At 36.6% G+C, this 24,728-nt stretch carries 24 protein-coding genes; 7 read left to right on the top strand and 17 right to left on the bottom strand.

The features are described from left to right. Positions 1-286 precede the first annotated feature (286 nt). The 4 genes from priS to CFE53_RS05585 form a co-directional block, all read right to left on the bottom strand. Positions 287-1,342 carry a DNA primase catalytic subunit PriS gene (gene priS, locus CFE53_RS05600; RefSeq protein WP_148120873.1) on the bottom strand — a complete coding sequence of 352 codons (1,056 nt, stop codon included), beginning with the start codon at positions 1,340-1,342 and terminating at the stop codon, positions 287-289. A gap of 541 nt (positions 1,343-1,883) precedes the next feature. Continuing rightward, positions 1,884-2,183: a DUF211 domain-containing protein gene (locus tag CFE53_RS05595; protein ID WP_148120872.1), complete on the bottom strand. Its 300-nt coding sequence runs from the start codon at positions 2,181-2,183 to the stop codon at positions 1,884-1,886. A 110-nt stretch (positions 2,184-2,293) separates the two neighbouring features. Continuing rightward, positions 2,294-3,247 (bottom strand): replication factor C small subunit, encoded by a 954-nt coding sequence (locus CFE53_RS05590; protein WP_148120871.1) that lies wholly within the window; start codon positions 3,245-3,247, stop codon positions 2,294-2,296. A gap of 18 nt (positions 3,248-3,265) precedes the next feature. Beyond that, positions 3,266-5,194: an OB-fold nucleic acid binding domain-containing protein gene (locus tag CFE53_RS05585; protein WP_148120870.1), complete on the bottom strand. Its 1,929-nt coding sequence runs from the start codon at positions 5,192-5,194 to the stop codon at positions 3,266-3,268. 134 nt (positions 5,195-5,328) lie between these two features. Here CFE53_RS05585 and thrC point away from each other — a divergent pair, with 134 nt between their 5' ends. Together thrC and CFE53_RS05575 are read left to right on the top strand one after the other, a co-directional pair. Continuing rightward, positions 5,329-6,546: a threonine synthase gene (thrC, locus tag CFE53_RS05580; protein ID WP_148120869.1), complete on the top strand. Its 1,218-nt coding sequence runs from the start codon at positions 5,329-5,331 to the stop codon at positions 6,544-6,546. A 12-nt stretch (positions 6,547-6,558) separates the two neighbouring features. Further along, on the top strand, positions 6,559-7,065 hold the full coding sequence (locus CFE53_RS05575; protein WP_148120868.1) for a 3-isopropylmalate dehydratase small subunit: 507 nt from the start codon (positions 6,559-6,561) through the stop codon (positions 7,063-7,065). A gap of 418 nt (positions 7,066-7,483) precedes the next feature. On the opposite strand, the gene CFE53_RS05570 is transcribed toward CFE53_RS05575, so the two are convergent. From CFE53_RS05570 to selD, 4 genes are all read right to left on the bottom strand, one after another. Further along, on the bottom strand, positions 7,484-7,843 hold the full coding sequence (locus CFE53_RS05570; RefSeq protein ID WP_148120867.1) for a hypothetical protein: 360 nt from the start codon (positions 7,841-7,843) through the stop codon (positions 7,484-7,486). A 668-nt stretch (positions 7,844-8,511) separates the two neighbouring features. Next, on the bottom strand, positions 8,512-10,053 hold the full coding sequence (hmdC, locus tag CFE53_RS05565) for a 5,10-methenyltetrahydromethanopterin hydrogenase cofactor biosynthesis protein HmdC (RefSeq protein ID WP_148120866.1): 1,542 nt from the start codon (positions 10,051-10,053) through the stop codon (positions 8,512-8,514). Positions 10,054-10,243: 190 nt separating this feature from the next. Then, on the bottom strand, positions 10,244-11,155 hold the full coding sequence (locus tag CFE53_RS05560) for an SDR family oxidoreductase (protein ID WP_148120865.1): 912 nt from the start codon (positions 11,153-11,155) through the stop codon (positions 10,244-10,246). Positions 11,156-11,206: 51 nt separating this feature from the next. Further along, complete coding sequence (gene selD / locus CFE53_RS05555) at positions 11,207-12,271, bottom strand: selenide, water dikinase SelD (protein ID WP_148120864.1); 1,065 nt, start codon at positions 12,269-12,271, stop codon at positions 11,207-11,209. A gap of 490 nt (positions 12,272-12,761) precedes the next feature. On the opposite strand from selD, the gene CFE53_RS05550 reads away from it, so the two are divergent. The 3 genes from CFE53_RS05550 to CFE53_RS05540 are packed head-to-tail and all read left to right on the top strand — an operon-like array spanning position 12,762 to position 14,472. Continuing rightward, positions 12,762-13,325, top strand: coding sequence for a S26 family signal peptidase (locus tag CFE53_RS05550; RefSeq protein WP_148121174.1), 564 nt, complete (start codon positions 12,762-12,764; stop codon positions 13,323-13,325). Between the two features lie 4 nt (positions 13,326-13,329). Then, positions 13,330-13,632, top strand: coding sequence for a translation initiation factor eIF-1A (gene eif1A, locus CFE53_RS05545; RefSeq protein ID WP_148120863.1), 303 nt, complete (start codon positions 13,330-13,332; stop codon positions 13,630-13,632). 12 nt (positions 13,633-13,644) lie between these two features. Further along, positions 13,645-14,472 carry a serine protein kinase RIO gene (locus CFE53_RS05540; RefSeq protein ID WP_148120862.1) on the top strand — a complete coding sequence of 276 codons (828 nt, stop codon included), beginning with the start codon at positions 13,645-13,647 and terminating at the stop codon, positions 14,470-14,472. A 122-nt stretch (positions 14,473-14,594) separates the two neighbouring features. Here CFE53_RS05540 and cobQ read toward each other — a convergent pair whose 3' ends face one another. Further along, a complete protein-coding gene (cobQ, locus tag CFE53_RS05535; protein ID WP_148120861.1) occupies positions 14,595-16,109 on the bottom strand; it encodes a cobyric acid synthase CobQ in 1,515 nt (504 codons plus the stop codon). A 99-nt stretch (positions 16,110-16,208) separates the two neighbouring features. Here cobQ and CFE53_RS05530 point away from each other — a divergent pair, with 99 nt between their 5' ends. Then, positions 16,209-16,499 (top strand): hypothetical protein, encoded by a 291-nt coding sequence (locus tag CFE53_RS05530; protein ID WP_148120860.1) that lies wholly within the window; start codon positions 16,209-16,211, stop codon positions 16,497-16,499. A 137-nt stretch (positions 16,500-16,636) separates the two neighbouring features. Next, on the top strand, positions 16,637-17,086 hold the full coding sequence (locus CFE53_RS05525) for a CBS domain-containing protein (protein WP_148120859.1): 450 nt from the start codon (positions 16,637-16,639) through the stop codon (positions 17,084-17,086). Positions 17,087-17,212: 126 nt separating this feature from the next. On the opposite strand, the gene CFE53_RS05520 is transcribed toward CFE53_RS05525, so the two are convergent. From CFE53_RS05520 to frhA, 8 genes are all read right to left on the bottom strand, one after another. Next, positions 17,213-17,944, bottom strand: coding sequence for a 7-carboxy-7-deazaguanine synthase QueE (locus CFE53_RS05520; protein ID WP_148120858.1), 732 nt, complete (start codon positions 17,942-17,944; stop codon positions 17,213-17,215). A gap of 12 nt (positions 17,945-17,956) precedes the next feature. Then, positions 17,957-18,376, bottom strand: a complete 420-nt coding sequence (locus tag CFE53_RS05515) for an archease (RefSeq protein ID WP_148120857.1) — start codon at positions 18,374-18,376, stop codon at positions 17,957-17,959. A 259-nt stretch (positions 18,377-18,635) separates the two neighbouring features. Further along, positions 18,636-20,177 (bottom strand): carbamoyltransferase C-terminal domain-containing protein, encoded by a 1,542-nt coding sequence (locus CFE53_RS05510; protein ID WP_148120856.1) that lies wholly within the window; start codon positions 20,175-20,177, stop codon positions 18,636-18,638. A 10-nt stretch (positions 20,178-20,187) separates the two neighbouring features. Next, a complete protein-coding gene (gene mvp, locus CFE53_RS05505) occupies positions 20,188-20,868 on the bottom strand; it encodes a hyperpolarization-activated voltage-gated potassium channel (RefSeq protein ID WP_148120855.1) in 681 nt (226 codons plus the stop codon). A 205-nt stretch (positions 20,869-21,073) separates the two neighbouring features. After that, a complete protein-coding gene (gene frhB / locus CFE53_RS05500) occupies positions 21,074-21,934 on the bottom strand; it encodes a coenzyme F420 hydrogenase subunit beta (protein ID WP_148120854.1) in 861 nt (286 codons plus the stop codon). Positions 21,935-21,986: 52 nt separating this feature from the next. Next, the gene (gene frhG, locus CFE53_RS05495) at positions 21,987-22,658 is read right to left on the bottom strand and encodes a coenzyme F420 hydrogenase subunit gamma (protein WP_148120853.1); all 672 of its coding nucleotides are present in this window, start codon (positions 22,656-22,658) and stop codon (positions 21,987-21,989) included. Between the two features lies 1 nt (position 22,659). Continuing rightward, entirely contained in the window at positions 22,660-23,175 is a 516-nt protein-coding gene (frhD, locus tag CFE53_RS05490; protein WP_148120852.1) for a coenzyme F420-reducing hydrogenase, FrhD protein, read from the bottom strand. A 50-nt stretch (positions 23,176-23,225) separates the two neighbouring features. Beyond that, positions 23,226-24,455, bottom strand: a complete 1,230-nt coding sequence (frhA, locus tag CFE53_RS05485) for a coenzyme F420 hydrogenase subunit alpha (RefSeq protein ID WP_148120851.1) — start codon at positions 24,453-24,455, stop codon at positions 23,226-23,228. Positions 24,456-24,728: the final 273 nt, after the last annotated feature.

Here is a 24,728-nt window from a genome sequence, read left to right as displayed (position 1 = left end):
AATACTCTAAGATACTATGGAATCGGAGCAGATCCTCCCTAACCAGTTGCTGTTATTAATTTTATTATGAAGATTTTTCTCCTTCAATTTTCTTTTTAAAATGTTATATCTTCGATTATAGAAGTTTTTATTTTAAACATTTTTTTTATTATTTTTATAATTATTTCTATTATTCTTTAAATTATCATTTTGAATGGGATTATAGTAAAGAATCGAGGATTTCGATAAAAATAAGGATTTTCAGGTAAAAGTAAAATAATTATTCTTTTATTTTAATATAGATTCCTCAACAGATCTCGAAATCTACACCATGACCAAAGAGATAGAGTATTACACTTACAGGTACTTCCCTACTCCTATAGGTATAGAGATTATCTCCTATTCTTAAGGAATCTATTCTCTCCTTTATCTTGACGTTGTAGTACTCCCTATTGAACTTGGGATACACTGCATCCTTGAGAGGATCGAAGTACTCTAAGGAGTTGTACTTCACCTCTTTAACGACAAAACCTGTGTATCCATGTAGGGACCCTATAACTCTCAGTAATCTAATGTCGTCCTCCATCACCTTCTCATCTAACTCCAACCTATTTTTAACATCCTCTATAATTTTTAATATCCTTTTTTTCTCCCTTTCACTTTTCCTCTCTATAATACTTTTCCAGTTATTACTCCTTTCCAACTGTGCCAACAACCTCTTATTTTTTATAGCCTTAAGTATTCTCCTCCTCCAACCACTTCCCACATAGTTTAAATTTAGATTCTTCCCTAAGATGTACTCTATAAGACACCTCCTCTCCTCCCTACCCCAGTGTTCGATAGTATTCCTTATGTCCTCATCCCTGGGCTTTATGTAGATATGATACCCCCTGTTTCCACTGAACACTATCCTTATGTCCTCCTTAGAGAGGCCAAAATCGGGAATCAGAAATTCATCTATAAGTATAAAAACCTGATTCTTCCCCTCCTCTAAGCAGTGATTACATACCCATCCATCATCCTTGTGTGTACACCTCTTTACCCTATGGACATCTATATCGAAGGCTATCTCCCTTCTGAATAACCCCTTCTTCTGGGCACCTCCAACTGAACTGGGATGCTCCATATAGGCTAGAGACTTATAGAGATGGAAGGGACTTCTATCTAAAACCCACCTTAGATACTCCCTTTCAGAGTCGAAGGAGAGATTCCTGTTATCCACCTTTTTTAAATATCCGTAGCCTATTTCCCTATGTCTTATATCCTCTGGAATCTCCAACCATCTATTTTTCACAGCATCTTTAAAGTACTCTCTATAGTACCTCTTTATTAGATTTAGTTTTTCTCCATCCGATGTTTCCATATGGACCCTTGGATTATTTTATAAGTTAAGTAATCAACATTTTAAACTTATAATAATTAGAAATAAAAAGAGTAGAAACTTTTTAAAAAGTAATTGAGGGAATCCTATTTTTTCTACAGTACAAAATTTTATATTTTATTATTTTTATCTAACTCTAATTCCCATTAAAAAAATCCTGATAAGAGAATAATAATAATTATAAAAGATAAAAGTATAAAAAGTAAGGTATTAATAAGAGAGATAAATAGCCTCTCCTGGGATGCTCTAAGATACTATGGAAGTGGAGCAGATCCTTCCTAACAGTTGCTGTTATTAATTTTATTACTTTTTTATTATATTTTTATTATTTAAATTATAGCTTAGAATGGAAATTAAGGTAATTTATTTTTTGTCTCTATCCCTTCAGAATTATTTTATTGTTATTACTCTCAGATTTTTATTATTTTTATTATGATTATTATTTTTATTATTTTTCTAATCACAATCTTGCTGGGAACTAAGGTTTTTATCTAAATAAAATAATAAGTTTTTTAGGCTGTAATTAGAAATACTTTCTATCCTGAGGTGTTTTTACCTCGTTGACTATCTTCCTACCTGCTGCCACTTCGTCTATACTGTGTATTACCCCGTTCATGGACTCTACAACCTTCTTTATCTCCTCGTAATCCAACATATTCCCCTCTATAGTAATTTTAATATTCTCTGTAGATTTGTCTATCTCATGTACTGTTATATTTACCCCATCTACACCCTCTAAATTACTCAACTTTAGAGCCAAATCTGTTAGTTTAGGTTCGTGGGTTTTTAAGACGTCCAATACTATCCTCCTTAGTCCCTGCAATTTCCACTCCTCCTCCTTATATTTTTACTCTATTCTATAGCAAGATTTAGATTATAAAATTTACGATTTATAAATGTTTATAATAATTTTATTTTTTTAATTATCTTTTTTTAATTATCCTTTAACATCCCAAGTTTGGCCAGTAGTGCACTAAGTTGTATCCTCTCGTTGGCACCTTCCACTATCCTATAATCACACTCTCCAATAGCCTCAAGAATGGCCACCTTTTTTCTCTCGTCTATATCTAAGTTTGGAATTTCCCTGAACATCTGCACCAGTACATCCTCTCCACTCATACCCCAATCTATCATAAGTTTGTATAGAAGATCCCTCGCCTCGTTGAATTTGCCCTCTAAAGCCAAGTTCATCATCTGGCGAACCTCGGTAGGTCTAGCCCTGGAGGCCACTTTATAGACGATCTCATCTGTGATATTCTTAGATACAGTTGCCGCCGTCTGTAGTACGTTTATAGCCTTTCTAAGGTCTCCCTCAGATACGTATATTATGGCATCTAAACCCTTCTCATCTATGGTAAGTCCCTCCTTTTCACATATCTCCTTAATCTTCTTTGCAATATCCTCTTTCTTTAATGGTGAGAACCTAAATATGGCACATCTGGACTGTATAGGTGGTATAATACGACTTGGATAGTTACAACTTAGTATAAATCTACAGACGTCTGAGTACTTCTCCATGGTTCTTCTCAGTGCATTCTGGGCATCACTTGTAAGGGCGTCACTCTCATCTAAGAAGATTATCTTAAATGGAGCATCTCCAATAGGTTTAGTTCTTGCAAAGTCTTTAACCTTTGTTCTTATCACATCTATACCCCTTTCATCGGAACTGTTTAACTCTAAGAAGTTGTCCCTCCAGTTCTCTCCAAATAACTCTCTAGCCAAACATAGTGCTGCAGTAGTTTTACCCACTCCTGGAGGTCCACTGAAAAGTAGATGAGGCATAGACTTCCTTTTAACGTAGTTCTTAAGTCTCTTTACAATCTCTTCATGCCCTGTGATCTCATCTAACCTCTTTGGACGGTACTTCTCAACCCATGGGATATCCATCTTTCCACCCCTATAGAATTACATCATACTATTTTTAATCTTTTTAAGGAGTTCAATCTCTCTGTCAATGTTGAAACTTAATACTCCTCTAACTAAAAATTCCAATCTGTCATTTACTGTACCACTGAATATAAACTCTTCTCCTAAGGTTCTCTCAAACACTTCTATACCCATCTCCTTTAACTCCTCTCTAGGCATCTTCAATACCTTCTCCACCACTGTACCATAGAGTCTACAGAGTATATTCCCTGTACCGTCGTCTAAGATCAATGCACATACTGGTACCTCCCTTGGCTCCACCTCTCCACATTCACTACATACATACCTCCCTTCCTCGTCTAAGGTAGTTCTCCTGTTGCAGTGGGGACAGAGATAGAGAATAGGTTCCTGTTTTATATAATCTACAACTGTACCTCTGATCTCGGCACTCTCTCCTTCCTCCAACTCCTTTATAAATTTCCTCTTTATATCTACAACCACACCTTCAGGATTTACTATAACCCTACCATACCTTCCTACATTCAACTCCATAACATCCTCTCTCATATACCCGTTTATTATCTTTACTATATCCCCCTCCTTTATATCTATGGTAGCGTTTTCGTCCCAGAGTGCCACCCTTATACTCCCAGTTTCATCCTCAATTACTATATTCCTCACCTTTCCAGTACTCCCATCCTCCCTTTTAAACTCCCTTATATCCTGAACATCTATTACCCTTCCAACTGTTGTGATATCCCTTTTAAACCTCTCATCTAAGTATTTGATATCTCCTATTTTTATCAACTCCTCGGAATAATCTGGAACTTCTACAGTCTCATCCTTTACCACCTCAGAGTAGGACTGGGCAGAGAGGGTGATAACCTCCTCCCCCTCTGGTGTAAGGTAGGATTTTACCTTACAGTGTTTAATAAGTACAGTATCTCCCTCCTTTATATCCCTTAACTTCTGTATACTTCCTCCCCAGAAGGATACTCTAACACTCCCGTATTTATCCATCAGTAGAACATCCTGCACCTTGCCCTCCCTATCCTCAAATTCAACAGTCCTTGGGGGGAATATACGAAGAATCCTCCCCTTTATAGATACAACCTCTCCTACATAGTTAGGCAGTTGGGAGGTATCGACAATGGGACTTTCTACAGGTCCTCCCTTCTTTAAGATCTCTATATTATCAACCTGTATATCCAGCCCTCTCATACCCTCTCTAACGTATCCCTCTACCTCAACTATATCACCGATATTTACCTCTACCTCACTTAGATCGTCCCAGAGGGTGCATCTAACTACACCAGTGTCGTCTCTTAATATAAAGGCCTTCACCTTTCCAGGAGTGCCGTCTCTCCTCTTAAACTCCCTCTTCTCATAAACTGTGGCAACTTCCCCCTTTACTCTAGCCCTTATTCCTGGCATAAGTTCCCCTATGGTATAAGTCTCCTTTATCTCAGGGTATCTCTCCTCTCTGTATTTATCGAGTTTCTCTATTGTGAAGTTAATACCGCTACTTAACTCTATTCTATCCCTCCACTTCCTAGTGTACGCATTCTCTATCCTAACTACATCTCCTACCTTTAAATCCTCTGCCAACTCTACCTTGTCGTCCCAAAGTACCAACCTAATAGTCCCTGTGTTGTCTGCAATTGTGATATTTCTTACTCTACCAAGGGTTCCATCTCTCTTTCTAAACTCTCTTACATCTGATATATCGACTATCTTTCCAGTTATCTCTACGTTGTTCTGTCCCTCTGATATATCCTTTATAGAGAAGTTGAACTCCTCATCCTCGTAATCCTCAATATCTATGTTTAACTCACTGGCTATAATGGAGATTGCAGCCTCCCTACTTATCAATCCACCACTTTCTTCTATCTTCTCCTCAATCCTTCTTTCAAGTTCCTCCTTAGGTATTTTTTTCAGTATCTCCTCTATTAATTTACCAGTGTCCATAGAATCACCGAAAGGATTTTATAAGTATGTTATTCCTAAAACTATAAAAATAATTATAAGATACTTATTAAACATAGATTAAAAGTAATTATAATTTTAAATATATAAAAATTTTTGTTTATATAGGGGATATAATGATCCAGAAATGTATATCTTGTGGTAAAGAATATAATGTAAACGATATAATCTACACCTGCCAATGTGGGGGGTTGTTAGAGATAGTTTATGATTATGAGGAAATCAAAGATAAGGTATCTAAAGAGAACCTTAGAAAGAGGGAACTTGGAGTTTGGAGATATCTAGAGTACCTCCCTGTAGAGAATCCCGAGAAAATAGTATCCCTTCATGAGGGAGGAACTCCACTATACAGGTGTAAGAACTTAGGTGAGGAGTTAGGACTAAAGGAACTATACGTAAAAAATGAAGGTGCCAACCCAACTGGAAGTTTTAAAGATAGAGGTATGACTGTAGGGGTAACTAGGGCAGAGGAGTTGGGAGTTGATGTTGTTGGTTGTGCTTCAACTGGGAATACCTCTGCCTCCCTCGCAGCATACTCTGCAAGATCTGGAAAGAAGTGTATAGTACTACTTCCAGGGGGAAAGGTAGCCCTTGGAAAACTTGCCCAGGCCATGTTCTACGGTGCAAAGGTTATTCAGATAAGGGGGAACTTCGACGAGGCACTTGAGATGGTGATGGAACTTGCAATGGATAGGAAACTCTACCTCCTCAACTCTATAAATCCCTTCAGGTTAGAGGGGCAGAAAACCATAGGCTTTGAGATATGCGATCAGTTAAATTGGGAGGTGCCAGATAGGGTTATAGTACCTGTGGGAAATGCGGGAAACATAAGTGCAATATGGAAGGGGTTTAAGGAGTTTAAGGAGACTGGTATAATTGAGGATCTCCCAAAGATGACAGGTATCCAGGCAGAGGGTGCAAAACCTATTGTAGATGCATTTAAGAGAGGTTCTAGAACTATAGTACCTGTGGAGAACCCTGAAACCATAGCAACTGCAATAAGGATAGGAAATCCAGTTAACTATCCAAAGGCCCTAGATGCAATATACTCCTCTGGAGGTTATGCAGAGAGTGTAAGTGATAGGGAGATCACAGAGGCACAGAAACTCCTTGCAAGGAAGGAGGGGATATTCGTTGAACCTGCATCTGGGGCGTCCATTGCAGGACTTATAAAGTTGTTGGAGATGGGGATAATAGATAGGGATGAGAAGATCGTATGTGTTACAACTGGTAACGGTTTGAAGGATCCAGATGCTGCTATAAGGGCAAGTGAGAGGCCCATCGAGATAGAGTGTGATATGGAGATACTAAAAACTGTTATTGAAAAGTTATAGGAGGTGTAAAGTATGGAGTGGATAATAGAGGGTAGAGCATGGGTATTTGGCGATAACATAGATACAGATGCCATCCTGCCAGCGAGGTATCTGGTATATACCACAGAGGAGGAGTTGGCAAGGTATGCGATGACTGGTGTAGATCCTGAGTTTCCCAAGAAGGCTAAAGAGGGAGATATTATAGTAGGGGGAAAGAACTTCGGTTCAGGGAGTTCAAGGGAGCATGCTCCAATGGGTTTGAAGGGTTTAGGTATTTCCTTAGTGATTGCAGAGAGTTTTGCAAGGATATTCTACAGGAATGCTATTAATATAGGCCTTCCACTTTTGGAGTGTAAGGGGATAAGGAGACATGTTAAAGAAGGGGATATTTTAAGGGTGGATCTTAATAGGGGGATTGTGAAAAACCTTACAACAGGTGTAGAGTTAGAGGCTCAGAGATTGCCAGAGTTTATGATGGAGATCTTAAAGGATGGAGGGTTGATGCCCTACTTAAAGAAGAGGAAGTTAAAGGGTTATTAAAAGTTCTGGTAAAAAATAAAAAATAAATATTTAAAAAATAGTTATTAAATTAATTATTAAAGAATAATGAGTCTTTAAAGAAATTAATTAGAATAGATAATTGCTCTCCCTCATATTTTGGAAATATAGACAATGAGATTTTAACTCTTTTTTATATTATATTTCCAATGTTATCATAATAATAAAACATCCGATGATGAGAGTCATCCCTACTGATCTATGAGGAGACCTGGGGTATCTGAGGATACTTTATCCACTATTCTTTTTTTTGAGTAAAATCTCTAAAAAGATTAATTAGGAGTCATTTTACCTTTAGATTATCTTTAGATATTGATCGGGATTTTTTAAATATTAGTACTGTTGGTAATAATAAATCTGAACGATCCTTTTCCTGCATTTTGAAAGATGTAAGTACTATCTACAGGTGGCGCAGGTATAGAGCCCTATTAATCACCATATCTATCTTTATTCCTAGAATGTTTAGGTGGATCACTGTCCTTTCAGGTATGGTACTTACTTTGTAGGAGTACTTGAATATACTATCCTTATCTACAAAGAATCCATAATCAGGGAATAGTATTACTATTGGGTTAATTTCAAACCTTATATGACAGTTAATTTCTTCGGAGGAATTAACCTTTTTAGTGATTACCATCACACCTCCAACCTTAGAGTCTGAAGAATTCGTTGTTATGTTTATATTTAGATTTGATAACCCATATACGGGAGAAATAACTATAGATAGTATTAGTCCTAAAATTATAAGTGATTTTTTCATTTAAACCACCTATTAGAGATTTATAAAGTCAATATTTTAAAAATAATTATAATAAAACCTTAGTTCCCATCCAAGTAGTGATTAAAAGAATAATGAAAATAATAATAATCATTATTAATAAAACTCATGATTAAAATAATCAGTATAAAATCTATATATAAAAAATATTAAATATCCTAAGATCTTTCTGATCATTTAGATAAGACAGGAGATCTTATTTTGAATCCCTGTATTAAAAGATATTCAGAGGATCATTTTCCTTCTATCTTCTTTTTAAAATGCTGTATCTGGGATAATAGAAGTTTTTTATTTTTAAACATTTTCTTTATTTTTTTATTTTATTATTTTTTTATAATTATTTTTATTATTCTTTAAATTATCATTTTGATGGGAATTAGGGTTTTTGTTATTATTTTTTATATTATTACTTTGGTGGGAACTAGGGTATAATAAATTTTTTTAAAATATAATTTTTAATAAAAATTAGAATAGTAGTTCGTTGGAGTGTTTAACCTTTTTATGCAAAGACTTAGGTTGTCCTGAGTAGGATTAATGAATCCATAAAAGAGTTGAAACTAATGAAACCCAAGTCCATTGTGAGGGTGGATTTAAAGGATAGAAGATTTACTCACGTATCTACTTAATCCCTCACGAGGGCGGCTCCTATCTTATATCAAACTCTCTAAATTCCGTTCGCCCTTGAATCTTCTTTTAATCTTCAGTACTATCTCAGGGATAAAGGAGGTTATATAAGTCTTATCTGCATTTTTCAGTACCTCTTCATCCCTTCCATTGCATCCATAGGCATCTATCCCAGCGTCTCTAAGTACCTTTACAGTAGATCTCTCCACCCAGGGATCTGGATCGCTGATATACACCTCCTCAGGTTCTAAAACCTTTGACATTGCCCAGGCTATATACCTACCTCCCAGTAATCCCAGTCTATCAACCCTTTCAATATCGTCCAAGGTTTTATCGTATCTCTCTATCCTATAGAAATTACTATTTCTAAATGCCACCCAGTGGGCATCACCTATAAAGAAGCTTCCAAGGGTGTTAGGATATATCATACTATCTCCTCTATAGTTTAAAAACTTACATCCTCTCACTATAGCCTTAGATAGGGTACTGTCCATTAGAGCAGTATCCAACTTATTACCCTCAATCTCCTCCTTTATTATACTCAACACCCTTGGAAGTCCAAAGTTCCCCCTTTTAGCACTCCTTGGGGAGTATCCACACATATAACCATGGTGGTTATCCTTAAAACCACTGAGTATTACATTTAACCCACTTCTAAGTCCCACTCTACACTCATCCTCGTAGGCACCATTTGTACCTACAACCCCTCCCTTAACAAGTATACGACTTACAGTTGTCGCCTTTGCAAATGCCTTCAATCTATCCTTTGCACAGTTAAATGGTGCCCCCTCGATGACAAATACATCTACATCCAATTCAATACAGGATTTAATACCCTCTATAAGATCATCGTATCCATCCCCAATATGAAATATTCCCTCTAACCCTTTACCGTATTTTTTACAGGCCTCTGCCACAACCTTCATCTCCTCAAGTGGAGGGGCATGTCCCGTCCCCCCCTGCTCCTCTACAACGTTTATACACACTGTGGAGGCAAGTTCTATCCACTGGTGGAACTCGTGGGAATACTCATTCTCCTTCTCTATCAGTCTCCCATGTATCCTACCCCTTGGACACTCTCTAAAGGGCCCTCCAAGGTAGTAGCACTCTCCATAACAGTGGGTTATTTCCTTGGGAAACCTCATTGGACCGTACATACCGAAGTGATCAAGATCTATGGGCACCTTCACCATCTCATAGATCCTCTTAAAGACCTCTAAAGGAGATATTCCCACCCTCTCCCCTATATCTCCAAGGGCATAGGCACATACATGAATGGGAAAACCTATATAATCTGCCAGGGTGCAGTTCTCTAGGAGTTCCCTAAGTGTCAATGAGGAGGCACAGGGACCTACTCCAATCTCCACTACATCACAACCTAGGGGGAACCTCCTGAAGTTACTTCCAAGTTTCTGAATATCTTCCATACTTAGATCATCTACTGTATCCACTATCTCTATTATATCACTTTCAGATAATTTTCCTCTAAGTATCCTTTTAATAACCTCTCTCCTTAACTCTAAACATGCATCTAAACTGTTAACAGCCTCCTTTATTATATCTCTCATATTAACACACATCTTTTTTTAATGATATTTTTTATTTAAATAAACATTAATTTTTAACTTTATAAGATTCAAATAAATTAATTAAACATATTTAGTTAAATAATTTTATAGGTTTAATATATAAAAAATAAAAGAGCAAAAAAATCTTCTCCAAAGGTCTCAAACACTTGAAAAGTCAAGTAAGAGGTATCTAGCATGTTCCTCTTAAATACTCCTTCATCCACTCTATAGTTCTCCTAATGCCCTCCCTTAAGTCAACAATAGGTTTCCATTGGAGATCTAAGGCCCTCTCTATATTTACCACCATTCTATATATCTCACCTTCTCGAGGATCTGAATATATAGGTTTCTCCTTAAAATCTAAAATATCTGATATTGTATTATACAACTGATTGATAGAAGTTTCCTTTCCTGTACCGATGTTCACTACCTTATTCTTCCAATTTAAAGCCATAATGGTGCCCCTTGCAACATCTCCAACATATACAAAATCCCTCGTTTGATACCCATCTCCGTAGATAGTAGGTACCTTACCCTTAAGCATACTCTCTATGAAGATACTTACAACTCCAGATTCCCCCCTTGGATCCTGCCTCTCTCCATAGACATTTGAATACCTTAAAATAGTGTAGTCTATACCGTAGAGATCACCATATAGTTCTATATATCTCTCACCGCAGTACTTACTCAACCCATATGGACTTAAGGGCTTCTTAGGGTGCTCCTCATCCACTGGTAGATACTTTGGATCTCCATACACCGCAACAGAGGAGGCAAAAACTATCTTTTCAACGTCGTATCTCCTAATAGTTTCTAGAATATTTAGAGTTCCCATAACATTTACATCGCAGTCGTAGAGAGGTTTTTCTAAGGAGGTTCTAACGTTCACCTGGGCACCTAGGTGAATAACTCCGTCTATATCTCTAAAATCTAAATTTTTATCCCTAATATCTCCTTTTATGAATTTAACCTTTTTATTTAGGTTTTTTATATTTCCAGTGCTGAGATTGTCCAAAACTATAACGGTATAGTTATTTTTTAGGAGATGATCTACAACATGGCTCCCTATAAATCCAGCACCACCTGTGACAAGTATTCTCACATTTTCACCTAATATCTTTTGGACATCCCTCCTTTACAGGTTCGGGATGTCCTACTCTACACCTACTATCTTTACGTCTCTACTTAGATACGCCTTCCCAACGCCCTTTCTTTTAACCTCTCCAACTTCAAACCCATAACACCCATACTTCTGAAGTTTCTCTATGAGATCTTCAGTGTACTCCCTATCTACGGATATAAAAAGACCCCCTGCAGTCTCTGCTCCATACCCCTCCAACAATGGATGTCCAAAGAGAGGGGCTAGGCGCTCGGTACCCTTTATTACAGGTAGTGTATGTATCACTATCTCAACGTTACTCTGTTTAGCCATCTCATTACCGTGGCCTAATATACCGAAGCCTGTAATGTCAGTCATTGCATGGCCTACCCTCCTACCTACCTCTCTCTCAAGTTCTCTAAGGGCTAACAATCCCTTTCTGTTGGAGAATGTCATCAACTCTATGGCTTTATTTATTATCTTCTCCCTCTCTCTATCCTCTATATCCAGTAATGAGATATACTCCTCTTCTACCCTTGAGAGCGCCATTGCAGTCTGAGTACCTAGAGGTTTTGTAAGTACTATCTTATCTCCCTCTCTGGCTCCCCCCTTGGTAAGTATGTCTTCTTTCTTACCTACTCCTATCACTGCACCTCCTATAAGAGGCCATGGGTTGAGAATAGTATGCCCTCCTATCACTGTGGTTCCTTCACCTCTACAGAAGTCTTGGAATCCCTTTAACATCTCCCTTGAAACCTCCACTGGAAGATTCTCTGGTATACCCATAATTACCAATACTCCAGTTATATCTAACACCCCCATAGCGTAGATATCACTTGTAGAGTTGCAACCTGCAATCTTTCCCTGAAGGTAGGGATCGTCCACTATCGGTGTAAAGACATCCACTGTCTTTACTATGGCTATATCACCCCTTAGAACTACTGCTCCGTCATCTCCTAGTCCAATATAGACATCTCTTAAATCCTCCTCTGAGATAATTCCCTGTATAAGGTGCTCTAACTGGGCGTTGGGAAGTTTACATGCTCAACCGTGAAGTTTTACCATCTTTGTAAGTTTTACATCTTTAAGGGTGTTTTTATGGGACAATGTTATCACCATAAGTATTTATTTCTTTAAAAATTATTTTATAAGGTATATTACTATGAAAGTGCCTCTTCTCTGCTGTTAGAGTTTTCTTTAAAAGGGTAGATATATATCCCTGTTTCTATATCTATGTATAATATAAACACCTTTTTATTTATAGTTTTAATTATCATTAATAACAATTTAGTTTCCTATTAAAAATGGTAATTAAAAAAATATATGACTTACCTTTTGGGAAGGTTCCTGAATATTAAATACTGGTAAAACAGAGCAGGATTTCTGTTAAATTCTTTTTTAGAGGATTATATCTCTTTTTTATTTAAAATTATAGTTTTTTATTATTTCTTAAATTCCATTCCATTTAATAAAATTTTTGATAGGGACTGGGTTTTTATAATAAAAATAATTTTTTATTAAATTTTAATTGGAATTAAATATTAAAATTAAAAATACAGGTGATAATATTTACAAAAAACCTTTAGAAAAAAAGAAAGTTTTAAAGTGGATAAAATCTAAAAAAAATATTATTATTGAATGGATATTATTCTTAGTAGTTTTTTTCATTGTTTGGAGTCATGTCAACGTCGTAGTGTCTAACAGTATGTACCCTGTAATGAAGAGGGGCGATTTAGTAGTTGTAGAAAACGCATATTGGGAGTTTAATCCTGAAGATGTCGAAGTTGGAGATATTGTAGTGTACAAAGCCCACTGGCCTCTTAGTGGTAATAGAATAGATTATATCCTTCAGATAAATAATAAAACCTTGGCAGTGTATAGTGGAGATAAAACTAAACCTGTGATTCATAGGGTAATAGAAAAGGTAAATATTGATGGCAGTTATTACATAATTACAAAGGGAGATAACAATCCTATTTACGATCCAGAACTTGTGTCTTTAGAGCAGATAAAACAGAGGGTTATAACAATTAATGGAAATCCCTTAATAATTCCTTATGTAGGGTATATATCTATATACCTGAAAAAATATATATGGGTATTTCTGCCTTTAATAATTATATGGATGATCTACGACTATATTAAAGATAAGATAAAAAATATAAAAAGGTGAGACGTTGGAAAATCAGGAAGAAGTAATTAGGGTGAGGATACCAAAAAAGGATCAGAATGAAATACTGGGAGTTATAGAGCAGATGCTCGGAGCCAGTAGGGTAAGGGTTAGATGTGTAGATGGAAAGGTTAGAATGGGTAGAATCCCTGGAAAGTTGAAGAGGAAGATATGGATAAAGGAGGGAGACGTTGTAATAGTGTCTCCCTGGGAGGTACAGTCTGACAAGAAGTGTGATATAATATGGAGATATACCAAGAACCAGGTTAGTTGGCTGGAAAAAAAAGGATATCTAAAGGATCTCTTATAACGGGGGGATAGTATAGGGAGGAGGAAAAAATCCTCTGCCAACAACTTTGAAGAAGAAATAGATAAAGAGTATCAGAAGAAGATAATAGAGAGGGAGAGAAAGTTTTTAGAGGATTTAAAAACGGAAGATGGAGTATTTGATCGTAGGACACTTTTTACACTTTACAGTTTACTCTGTGGAAAACATGTAGATGAATACATAGGTATTATAAACTCTGGAAAAGAATCTGCAGTTTTTTCTGCAATTAAAGGAGATAGATATTTGGCTGTAAAGGTGTATCGTGTTGCAACCTGTGATTTTAAAACTATGTGGAAGTATATCCAGGGAGATCCAAGGTTTCATCTAAGTAGGAGTTCTACTAGAAAGATTATACATACCTGGGTTGAGAAGGAGTTTAGAAATCTGAAGAGGGCAAATAACTACGTTAACAGTCCAGAGGCTATACTTAGAAGGGAGAACGTACTCCTTATGGAGTTAATATGTGATGATAAGGGAATTCCCTCTCCAAGACTGAAGGATGCTCCAGATGTGGATTATGAGAAGATGTATCAAAGAATAAGAAAGGATATGAAAATCCTATATAACGATGCTGAGTTGGTTCATGGGGATCTCTCCGAGTACAACATCCTTGTTAAAGATGGAGAGCCCTACTATATAGATTTCTCCCAGGGGGTTGTTGTTAGACATCCTCTATCTAAACCTCTACTTATAAGGGATGTTAAAAACATCTGTAGTTTCTTTAGAAAGAAAGGAGTAGAATGTGATTACAGGGAGTTATATAAGTATATTACAGGAGAAGAACTTAACCCAGTAGATGAGGAGTTGGCAGAGGAGTTATAACACTAATCAACTGATTAAAAAATAAAAAATATCCATTAAAGAAGAGTAAAAATCCTGTTATCAATACTTTTTATGTTTTTAATCGGAATAATAGAGAAAATTTTCTAGTATAGAGAATAACATCACTCTTTTATAATATTATTCACTGGTAAAATTCTACTTAGATCTACATTCTCCTCAATAACCTTTGCAATCTTCTCAAAACTACTCTCAAGGGTATCTTTATAGTTATCCTCAGTTATAGGCTTAAGGCCCTTTCTCCTCCTTACAAGATTTACAATGAAGTTTCTAAACTTGTAGTTCTCAAAGATACCATGGAAGTAGGTACCTAGGATATAACCTCTTTTCCCTCTTCCAACCTCTATCACCTTTATAGCACCATCAAAACCCTCCCCATTATTCCCAAAGCCTTTTATCACTTTAATTAAAGGTTTCTCCTGGGATACAGTAATACCTTCGTGGAGTTCATAGCCAGATACTTCAAATCTCTCCTCCTCTATCTCTAAAATACCGTAGGAGTTCTTTATCGCCTTCTCGTTTCCAAAGATTGTTTCCATATTAAAAAGCCCTATACCCTCTATGGTACCTACATCCCCCTCACTGAAGTTCCTGTCTATCAACATCTTCCCAAGGATCTGAAATCCTCCACATATCCCGATTACAATACCTCCCCTCTCTACAAACTCCCTTATCTTCCTATCCATCCCATACTCCTTTATCAGTTTCGCCTCAAGGGTAGAACATCGAGTGCCTGGTAGTATAAGTATATCCCCTGTAATGTCCTCCTGGAAGTCTATAAGTCTTATAAGGGTGTCGTTAGAGAGGGGATTTATATCTGTGAAGTTTGCAATCTTTGAAAACCTTATTACATTTACCTCAACAGGACTCCTTAGATTCCCAAATACCCTCTTCTCCTGGATAACCTGGCTGTCCTCCTCTGGAAATACAAAATCCTCCCTGTAGGGAATCACACCTAAAACTGGAATCCCTGTAAGTTCCTCTATTTTCTCTAATCCCTTCTTCAACACATCTAGATTTCCCCTGAACTTGTTTATCACAAAACCCTTTATAAGTTTCCTCCATTTCTCAGGTAGAAGGGACACTGTGCCATATAGGGACGCAAAGACTCCTCCCCTATCTATATCTGCCACTAAAATAGCATCCCCTCCCACCATCTCCAGAACCCTAAGGTTTGCAATGTCATCCTCTAAGAGGTTTATCTCACAACAACTTCCCGCCCCCTCCATAACTACGTAGTCGTAATTCCTATCTAGGTATTCTAAACTCTCCTTTATCTTTTTTAAGAAGAAGTCTTTATTTTTTCTGTACTCGTTGTAGTCCATATCCCTATATGGTTTTCCATGAACTATAACCTGAGATATGAAATTTCCCTTAGGCTTCAATAGTACTGGATTGAAGTGAATAGAGGGCTCAGTCTTCGCCGCTAAACTTTGGATGTACTGGGCAACTGCTATCTCCCCTTCCTCTTTGGAGACCCTTGAGTTTAAACTCATATTCTGGGATTTAAAAGGTGCCACCTTGTAGCCTCTATTTGCAAGTATTCTACATAGCCCTGCAACTGTTACAGTCTTTCCACAGTTTGAGGAGGTACCAACTACCATTATGAACTTCGCCATCCTTTCACCAGGTATTTAACAATTAAAAAAGTATATAAATAATAATAAATTTAATGATAAATATTAATAGATAAATAAAAAATATCAAAGGTGATTGTGATGGAAAATGAGATCTCAAAACTGATAGACACCCTATGTGATAGAGAGTTAATTGTAAGGTTTACTTTAAATAAAACCTTGAAGATATCAACATTCAAGATAGGCAGTATGGAATTAGAGGGAGAGTTTGGTATAAGTTTTAAAAATATAGAAGTTGCAAGGAAGTTAGAAGAGTTGGGGAAGAAAGGAGAAAAGGTTGAGGAGAGCATTGAGATAGATATAGAGGAGTTAGAAAAAGAGAAAACAGAGAAAGAAAAGGAAGAGAAAAGTGAGAAGGTAGTAGTTGAATAATTCTCCTTTTTAACTATTTTTTAACTATTTTACTATGTTTAAATATCATATAAATACTTTTTTAATCGGAGTTAAATAGTCATATTTAAACACTAGTAGGTAGTATAGGGATAATACTTACTATATTAAGGGATAGTATGGGAGATCTGGAGAAGTATCTAACATCTACCGCTGTAAAGGAAATTATGACAACTGATGTTATATACGTCTATCCCGAGGAGGGTATAGTAAAGGCCTTTGAAAAACTTCTAAAGTACAGAATAAGTTGCCTACCAGTTGTTGATAAGGATAAAAAGATAGTTGGAATTGTTACCACTACAGATATAGGGCATAACCTTATAGAGGATAGGTATACCTTGGATACTACAGTTGGAGATGTCATGACTAGGGAGGTAGTTACTATAAAACCAGATGAGCCTGTAATCAACGCTATAAAAAAGATGGATGAGTATGGAGATAAGGGAGAGATTATCAACCAGTTGCCTGTAGTAGATGAAGATAACAGGCTCGTTGGAATAGTATCTGATGGAGATATAATAAGGTTTTTATCGAGATATATAAAAACAGTTCCCGTTAATAAGGAATAGATGTTTAGCCAATGTTTTTATTTTTCTAAGAGAGATTCTAAGTACTGGAAAAAGGATAGATCCTATAACCATCTTTTTTATCATTTTTTTATTATCCTTATTTTTTTTTAATTATATAAATTCCTATTATAACATTCCTAGATACTTATGAATCTGTGGAGTACACATTACGTTATTCCCAAGGTACCTCCCACATAGTTTCATCATCTCTAGTAATTTTCCCTGGGAAACAGGTTTAATATCCTTTATTGGAGTTACAGGTTGGATAGATAAGGTGATATCTCCTATATCTGAAATATCCTTTGCAACATCTTCAACAACCTTTGGATCACTGTTTTCCAAAACAACTACCTTCCCATATACATCTGATCCCATACTGTAGAGTTTTTTTATAGACTCCAACTCCAGTTTGTAAATCCTTCTATATTCTTTCTCATCTAAACCCTTAAAGTGTTCAGGTAGTTTTATATCGATAGATGCGTAGTCGAAGAAGAACAACCTCTCTGGATATAAACCGTTGCTCTCCAAGTGAGTTCTATATCCCAAATCCTGAAGTTTCTCTGAGTACTCCCTTAATTTTTTATAATGTAGTAGAGGCTCTCCACCTGTAAAGGATACTGCAAAGAGATCTGGAGTTTTTAAGTTATTTACGATCTCTATGAGATCCCTCTCTATATTAGGATACTCCTGAAATGCACCACTCCCTGGACTCCTCTCAACCCTGGAGGGAATATTATCCTTGATACTCTCATCACAGTATATACATTGAAGTGGACAGCCTCTAAATCTAACAAATATATACCTCCTTCCTATGTACTTACCCTCTCCCATTATAGAGGAGAATACCTCACTTATCAAAGGATCACCTTATTAGATATCTACTATATACTTTATAGTGTATTTTCCATCCTTTTCCTCTATCTCCATTTTGTGGTAGGTAATGGCCTTTACATCCTCCTTAGGAGTGTGTTTCTCTCTATCCAACTCTTCTCCGTAGGCAATACATTCCAATCTGTATCCATCATCCTCCTTGTATATCTTTATTTGGAAATCAGAAAATACGATACCTTCACTGTCTCTTATTATCAAAAGTTCCGTTAGGAAATCATAGAGAAGACTGTAAAGATCTTCCGATTTAACAGTGATTTTTCTCTCAATCTTTTTTTCAACAGTGTCTATATCCACCATCAAGTTAGTAAGAGCCCTTGCAGCCTCTCTAAATGCCTCCTCAAGAGTTTCTCCCTCAGCGATAATTCCCATATCTGCCATAGTTCCAAAGTATCTATACATAGGATCACCAGTGGTGTAGTAAATGATGTTTTTTAAGTTATTATTATTAATATATAATGAAGGAAGAAAGAGTTATTAAAACTTAGTTTCCTTAAAGTAGTAATTATAAAAAATTAAAACTATAAAGTATGACAGGTTTTCTGTTAAACCTTTTTTATAATCATTTACCTCTTCTCTTATTTTATTTATAATAATTATTATTTTAATTAAAAAATAAAAATTTTTTTAATTACCACTTTAATGGAAACTAGGATTAATTTTAAATACTTTTTTTCTCGATTAGCCAATTTCCTAATAACAGTGCATCTCCTACAGTTCTAAAAGTCCTTATTCCGTCTAACTCTGTACATACTATAGGTTCTCCATGGATGTTAAAACTTGTATTTAAAACTACTGGGAGATCTATAGACTCGTGGATATATTTTATAGTGTCATAATATACCCTGTTGAAATCTCTCTTTAAAGTTTGGGGCCTCGTTGTATTATCTACATGTACTACACCCTCTATTCTTTCCCTAACATCTTCCTTAACCTCAAATACCATAGTCATAAATGGGCTATATTTAGGATCTATAAGGTAGTCCTCCACATATTCATAAAGTATGGTAGGTGCAAAGGGCATAAAACTATCTCTTTTAAGCAATCTACTAAGTTTTTCCCTATTCTCCTTAGTTGGTAGTGCCACAATACTCCTATTACCTAGGGCTCTTGGACCAAACTCCATTCTACCCCTACATATACAGAGGATCTTACCCTCCAATAGGAGATTTCCCACAGTCTCAGGTATCTCCCTCTCCTCTAAGTAGGTAATCCTGTAGTCTCTAAGATGTCCCTTTTCTATTAATTCCTCCACCTTCTCATCTGATATACTATAACCTAAGTATGTATCCTTTAGATCTATCCCATCCTTTTTTATGAGTAAAGAGGAACCTACGGAAAGGCCCTCGTCTCCCATAAAGGGAGGTATAAACACATCGTAAATTTCTCCTATCCTACTATTCAACTTAACATTCTGGGCTACACCACCACTGAAAACAACCTTGTCTATACCTGTCTCCTCTGCAAAATCCTTTATCATTTTTAACACAATATCCTCAAGTACCCTCTGGGCGTACTTTGCAACCCTCACCTTAGTTTTAAAGTCCATACTCTCAGGATCTATATTATAACCCTTAAGTATCCTCTTTAGCGCCTTTGTAGATTCCTGTCCCACAACCCCAAGATAATTTTTAAATGATTTTATCCTACTGTCGTAGTCTATAATAACACCTATATCTAACTCCTCCCCAGGATAACTGGAGAGGCTCATTACCTTACCCTCATCCTCCATAGGCTTAAAACCTAAAACCTCTGTAATCGATGCGTAGAAATCTCCAAGGGAATCTATTATATCACTTTGGGCTATAACCTCCAAACCCTCTCTACTACCTATGGAAACAGTTGCAGATAGGGCATCTCCTCCACCGTCTATGGTGATAACTAGACACTCCTTAAAACCTGAAAGTTTGTAGAGGGCAGCATGACATAGGTGATGGTGGAAGTAGAGTATAGGAATGTTTAACCTTTTCTGAAGTTCTTTTATAGATCTTAATCTCCCTCCTCTTCTGAACATCCCTCCAACTGTGATGAGATCAGTATTTCTATCTCCTGTCTTTTCCAGTATGTAATCTACAGTGTTAGAGGGAAAACCTCTCTGATTCTTCCTCCTTGTGAATCTCTCCTCACTTATGGCATACTCAATGCCCCTATTTGAGATTAGAGAGGCACTGCTATTGTGCCCGTCATGAATACCCAATATCATAGAGATCAGCCTACTCTCTACCTCTTTTTTTCTCCAACTCTCTGTAAAGGAGGGATTGTATCTTAGTTATAAGTCCAGATACTAGATACAGTATAGAGAGTACAATTATCCCCTTCCCCCAGGGAGTTACAGGAGTAATGTCTCCATACCCTACTGTAGTCAGAGATATCACTGTGAAGTAGAAAGCATCTGCAAAGTTGTTTATACCTGGATTTGCCTCGTTCTCCACCAGCCATATAAAACTGGATATTATAAAACTGTAGGTTAAGATTGTGATAAAGTTTATCATCTCACGACTGAGTCTAAGATGTTTAAACTTTACAATTCTTAGAAGTACTAGAACCCTAACAGTATTGATTATCCTTAAACTAACAATTGCATTTGTGGCCCATATCTGTAGAAGGTAGAGAATAAAGGCTCCAATAACTACGGCGTCGATTATATTGTAGATATTTCTTAGGAATCTTAGTTTATCCCTAGTGCCTATTAATTTATAGAGAAATTGAAGGGAGAGAATAGATATAGATATGAAATCTAATTTTATGAGAATATGTTGATAAGGTGGATTGTACGTTGAGAGAATAAAGGAGATAAGTATTTCTAAGGTACAGAGTATCCCTAGTATTTCAAGGGTGTTGTATATTTTAGGGTTGTATATACTCTTTTTAAGTGTTTTTGGAGATAGTTTCATCTTACCACAAAAAGGGATGATTAATAATCCTATCTGAACAATATTGTAAAAATTTATGTAAAAAATATATTTCAATTTAAAATCCTAAATAATAATTATTATAATTATTAAAAAATAAAAATTAATGGATATATAAAAATAAAAATATAAGGGACTCTAGAGAACAAAGGTGAATTCACTTATTTTTAATTACAAAAAATAAAGATTAATGACATGTATGAGGTGGTACAGGCAATCCTAACTCCTTCCTATGCTCGATCTCCTTCATATTTTTCTCCTTTTTAGTAAGTGCAAGTTTCTTAAGTATACCTAATCCAAACTTACCCTCATCTACAGGTTTAGTTTCTAAATAACCTTCCTCTATCATTTTATTAATGATTTCCTCTCCCTTCTCACTTCTTACAATCACAGTACTCCAACCGTCTGGACTACCTACTGAACCTGTTGAGATATCTGACAACTCTGCAGTATAGTCTGTACATACATGACAGGATGTCTGTTCATAGGGGTGGGTTTTCTTCAGTTTAATGGATTTTGTCTCTCCCCACCTTGTATAAACCCAGAATTTACCCTTTCCAATATCCATCTTCACTACATCCTCCAACTTCACACCACAGAGTTCCTCTACTATAGTTTTCATACCCATGTATGGGAAGTTCTCCATACAGAATATACCTAGAAGTAGTTTAACCTTGTCCTTTAAGTGTCGAAATCCTACTGGATACTTAAGAGCCTTCCTCGTGGATATTATCTGACATGGTGTACCAACTACCCCGATCTTTTCACAGGCGTACTCCCTTACAGCACTTTTTAAAACACTGAGATTTGGACATACTGTATATTTAGTACCTGCTGCCTCCAATACCTCCTCAGGTGTGGTGGCAACCTTTGGTACAGGTTTAAAGTTCTCCTCCTTATCTGCTACGATAACTCCATCTAAGAGGTTGTTCTCCAATCCGTATATGAACACTGCAGAGACTATACCTCCATCTTGAGATCTCTTAAGTATCCTCTTATCTGTAGCTCTTGCTGATATTATGCTTTTATAACTTCCCAGAGGTTCCATGAAATCACCTGGTAAAAATTATAAATTATTAATTGTTAGATGCCCTTTTCTATTAACCTTCGATTCTTGGACATTGGAAGGAACATACTCCACACTTTATACAGAGTTGGGAGGATACTAATGGTCTCCCATCAACCATCTCTATGGCCCTTGTTGGACAGGAGGCTGAACAGACGCCACATCCCATACATAGGGATTTGTTTATAACGTTAGTTATCAGATCGCATCCACAGGCTTCACTTTTACCCTCTGCATATTTAACAAAGGGCTTTAGATACTCGGCATCCCCCTTTATAACTGCAGTGATCACATCTACTATTAACTCTGGAGATGGTGGACATCCAGGTATTGCCAGATCACACTTTATTACCTCTGCTAGAGAGGAGAAAGAACCCTGAACAGGTTTAGGCATCTGTCCTCCTTTGGTGAATCTTATAATACCTCCTACCGCTGCACATGCACCTAAGGCTACCACTGTTTTACCCTTTTCTCTAACCTTCTTCGCCATCTCCATGGCATGGTGATCATCTAGACATACACCACCTTCTACTAAGATAACATCTGCCTCAGGGATCTTCCTTACATCCATCAGTGTCTGACAGTATACAAGATCTATATTGTTTAGAACGTCTAAAAGTTTCTCGTAAGTATCTGTTAGAGATATTAAACATCCACAGCAACTACATAACTGTACATGTGCTACAGTTATCTTTTTATCCTCCATTTTATCCCTCTCTATTGTTCTTTCTTATCTCCTTTAGGATTATCTCCACTGCTTTATCGATACTCTCCTTAACCTCTTTACTAAGTCCAATGTACACATCAGGTTTTGGTACATACTTCCCCTGACAACCTACCACAAGGAGATCTATATTGTACTTTTCACATATCTCCTTTAAGATACTGGCTAAAGGCCAGTTATGTATATCCAACCTAGAGCTCTTAGGATCTGGTAGATCCTCCTTTTTTAATATCTTTATCTCCCCAGGTTTTAGGTTGTAATCTATAGTATCTACAACGATTATCTTCTTCGTTTTAGTGGTGTCATCTATAAGGGAGAGTACCTGGTGAGGTGCCCCTATCCCTGCATCTACAAGGGCTACTCTTTTTTTCTCCTCCTCCGTTAGTAGATCTCTAAGTTTCTCTATCACATGATAGCCGAAACCGTCGTCTCCAAATAGGATATTTCCACAGCCTAAAACCATTATTTCCTTAAAGTAGGATGGGTTTAAATTCTCCATGTTATTACCTTTATTAGACTCTCGGGTCCAGAGATGGTTCCCCTCGAGTCTTAAATTCTTCTTATCTCTATTATCTCTTTACTCTCTTCATCTTTCACAATTACATGGGTTGCACATGATGCTCATATGTCGTAGGCACGCATTATAACCTCTGCATACTGATGAGGATAGCCCTCAATAGCCTTCTCAACTATCGGGAAGTTCCAGGTTGATGCTGCTATAATCTTGTAAGACTTAATCTTTCCATCTTTCCCAACCTCTGCAAAGTGGGTATTTGTAGCCCTTGGTGCCTCATGGACACCTATACCAAAACCGTCCCTGTATTCAGGTGTTGTTCTAGTCTTTCCATTTATATCCAACTCATCTAGTATCTCCATAGCCCTATACACTGCCCCTAAGTTCTCCTTAGCCCTTGCAATGTTTATATCCATCGCACTTCCTCCAGTTCTAAAGTTCCCAAATTTAACTAACCTAGCCCTTGGACCTCCCTCTGCAGGAACACCTTCGTAGAGAGGTATCATCACTGAAGTACTTTCTCCAATTTTACTATCTTTATAGTATCTCTGAGGTGGTATCTCCACCACACCATCCCAGTTTATAGCGTACTTGTCTCCGTAGGTTGTATGGGATGCTATATATGGGTAGTCATGGGATCCTAGATCTGGAATACCAACCTCTTCCAAGTATCTCTCTATCAATCCCTCATATATTTCATACATCATATAAGCATCTTTTTCGTACTGTTTTAATGCATAGTACAACTTTGCTTTGGCCCTCTCAGAGATATTTGTCCTCATACCCCCTATTACGATATTTGGAGGATGGATGCCTTCTCCTCCTACAATATCCACTATTAACTGTCCAACCTTCCTCATCCTCTGGATAAGTTTTATAGTGTCAATTTTTAGATCTTTTTCTTCAGGTTTCACAAAATCCTCGATAGTTAGTAAGTGATGAAGTGGATGGGAGTGCATTCTATTTCCTAATCCTACCAGTTCTCTTAATAAAAGTCCATCATCTGGTATCTCACAACCGATTGCATCCTCAATTGCACTACAGGAGGCTATACCATGGGTAGTTTGACATATACCGCATATTCTCATAACTGCAATTGGGGCAAATTCAGCAGGTCTTCCTACCAACATAGTTCCAAAGCCCCTTACTGGGGTAGTATTTATATAGTAGGCCCTACTTACTAATTCTTCTTCATCGACCTCTAGTATTAATTTAGCATGACCTTCATGTCTGGTAGTTGGTGTAATATCTATAGTCTGAGCCACAGAAGTCACCTCTTAATTTAGTGTAAAATCTATTCTTTTATAATATAATCTTACTTTTATAGTAATATATAAACTAATACCTTTAAATGTTTAAATAGGGGTTTTTAACATTTTAAATCATATAAAATGTTTATTTATGAATAAGGCTATTTTTTAGACTAAAATTGAGATATTCTTAGAACACTCTAAGAACTAAAAAGCGAGATAGAATTCTATTGGTCAATTATCTGATTTTGACTCTATTCTTTTTTATTAAGTATAAGACAACGTCTT

The organism is Methanofervidicoccus sp. A16 (genome assembly GCF_003351865.1).
In the GTDB taxonomy this organism is placed as follows: Archaea; AGJL01; Methanococci; order Methanococcales; family Methanococcaceae; genus Methanofervidicoccus.
This window is presented reverse-complemented; position numbering and strand designations above follow the sequence as displayed.

Coding starts and splice junctions, on each gene's coding strand:
- priS (WP_148120873.1), bottom strand. CDS start 1,342: ATGGAAACATCGGATGGAGAAAAACTAAATCTAATAAAGAGGTACTAT.
- CFE53_RS05590 (WP_148120871.1), bottom strand. CDS start 3,247: ATGGATATCCCATGGGTTGAGAAGTACCGTCCAAAGAGGTTAGATGAG.
- CFE53_RS05585 (WP_148120870.1), bottom strand. CDS start 5,194: ATGGACACTGGTAAATTAATAGAGGAGATACTGAAAAAAATACCTAAG.
- thrC (WP_148120869.1), top strand. CDS start 5,329: ATGATCCAGAAATGTATATCTTGTGGTAAAGAATATAATGTAAACGAT.
- CFE53_RS05575 (WP_148120868.1), top strand. CDS start 6,559: ATGGAGTGGATAATAGAGGGTAGAGCATGGGTATTTGGCGATAACATA.
- CFE53_RS05570 (WP_148120867.1), bottom strand. CDS start 7,843: ATGAAAAAATCACTTATAATTTTAGGACTAATACTATCTATAGTTATT.
- hmdC (WP_148120866.1), bottom strand. CDS start 10,053: ATGAGAGATATAATAAAGGAGGCTGTTAACAGTTTAGATGCATGTTTA.
- cobQ (WP_148120861.1), bottom strand. CDS start 16,109: ATGGCGAAGTTCATAATGGTAGTTGGTACCTCCTCAAACTGTGGAAAG.
- CFE53_RS05530 (WP_148120860.1), top strand. CDS start 16,209: ATGGAAAATGAGATCTCAAAACTGATAGACACCCTATGTGATAGAGAG.
- CFE53_RS05525 (WP_148120859.1), top strand. CDS start 16,637: ATGGGAGATCTGGAGAAGTATCTAACATCTACCGCTGTAAAGGAAATT.
- CFE53_RS05515 (WP_148120857.1), bottom strand. CDS start 18,376: ATGTATAGATACTTTGGAACTATGGCAGATATGGGAATTATCGCTGAG.
- CFE53_RS05510 (WP_148120856.1), bottom strand. CDS start 20,177: ATGATATTGGGTATTCATGACGGGCACAATAGCAGTGCCTCTCTAATC.
- mvp (WP_148120855.1), bottom strand. CDS start 20,868: ATGAAACTATCTCCAAAAACACTTAAAAAGAGTATATACAACCCTAAA.
- frhB (WP_148120854.1), bottom strand. CDS start 21,934: ATGGAACCTCTGGGAAGTTATAAAAGCATAATATCAGCAAGAGCTACA.
- frhG (WP_148120853.1), bottom strand. CDS start 22,658: ATGGAGGATAAAAAGATAACTGTAGCACATGTACAGTTATGTAGTTGC.
- frhD (WP_148120852.1), bottom strand. CDS start 23,175: ATGGAGAATTTAAACCCATCCTACTTTAAGGAAATAATGGTTTTAGGC.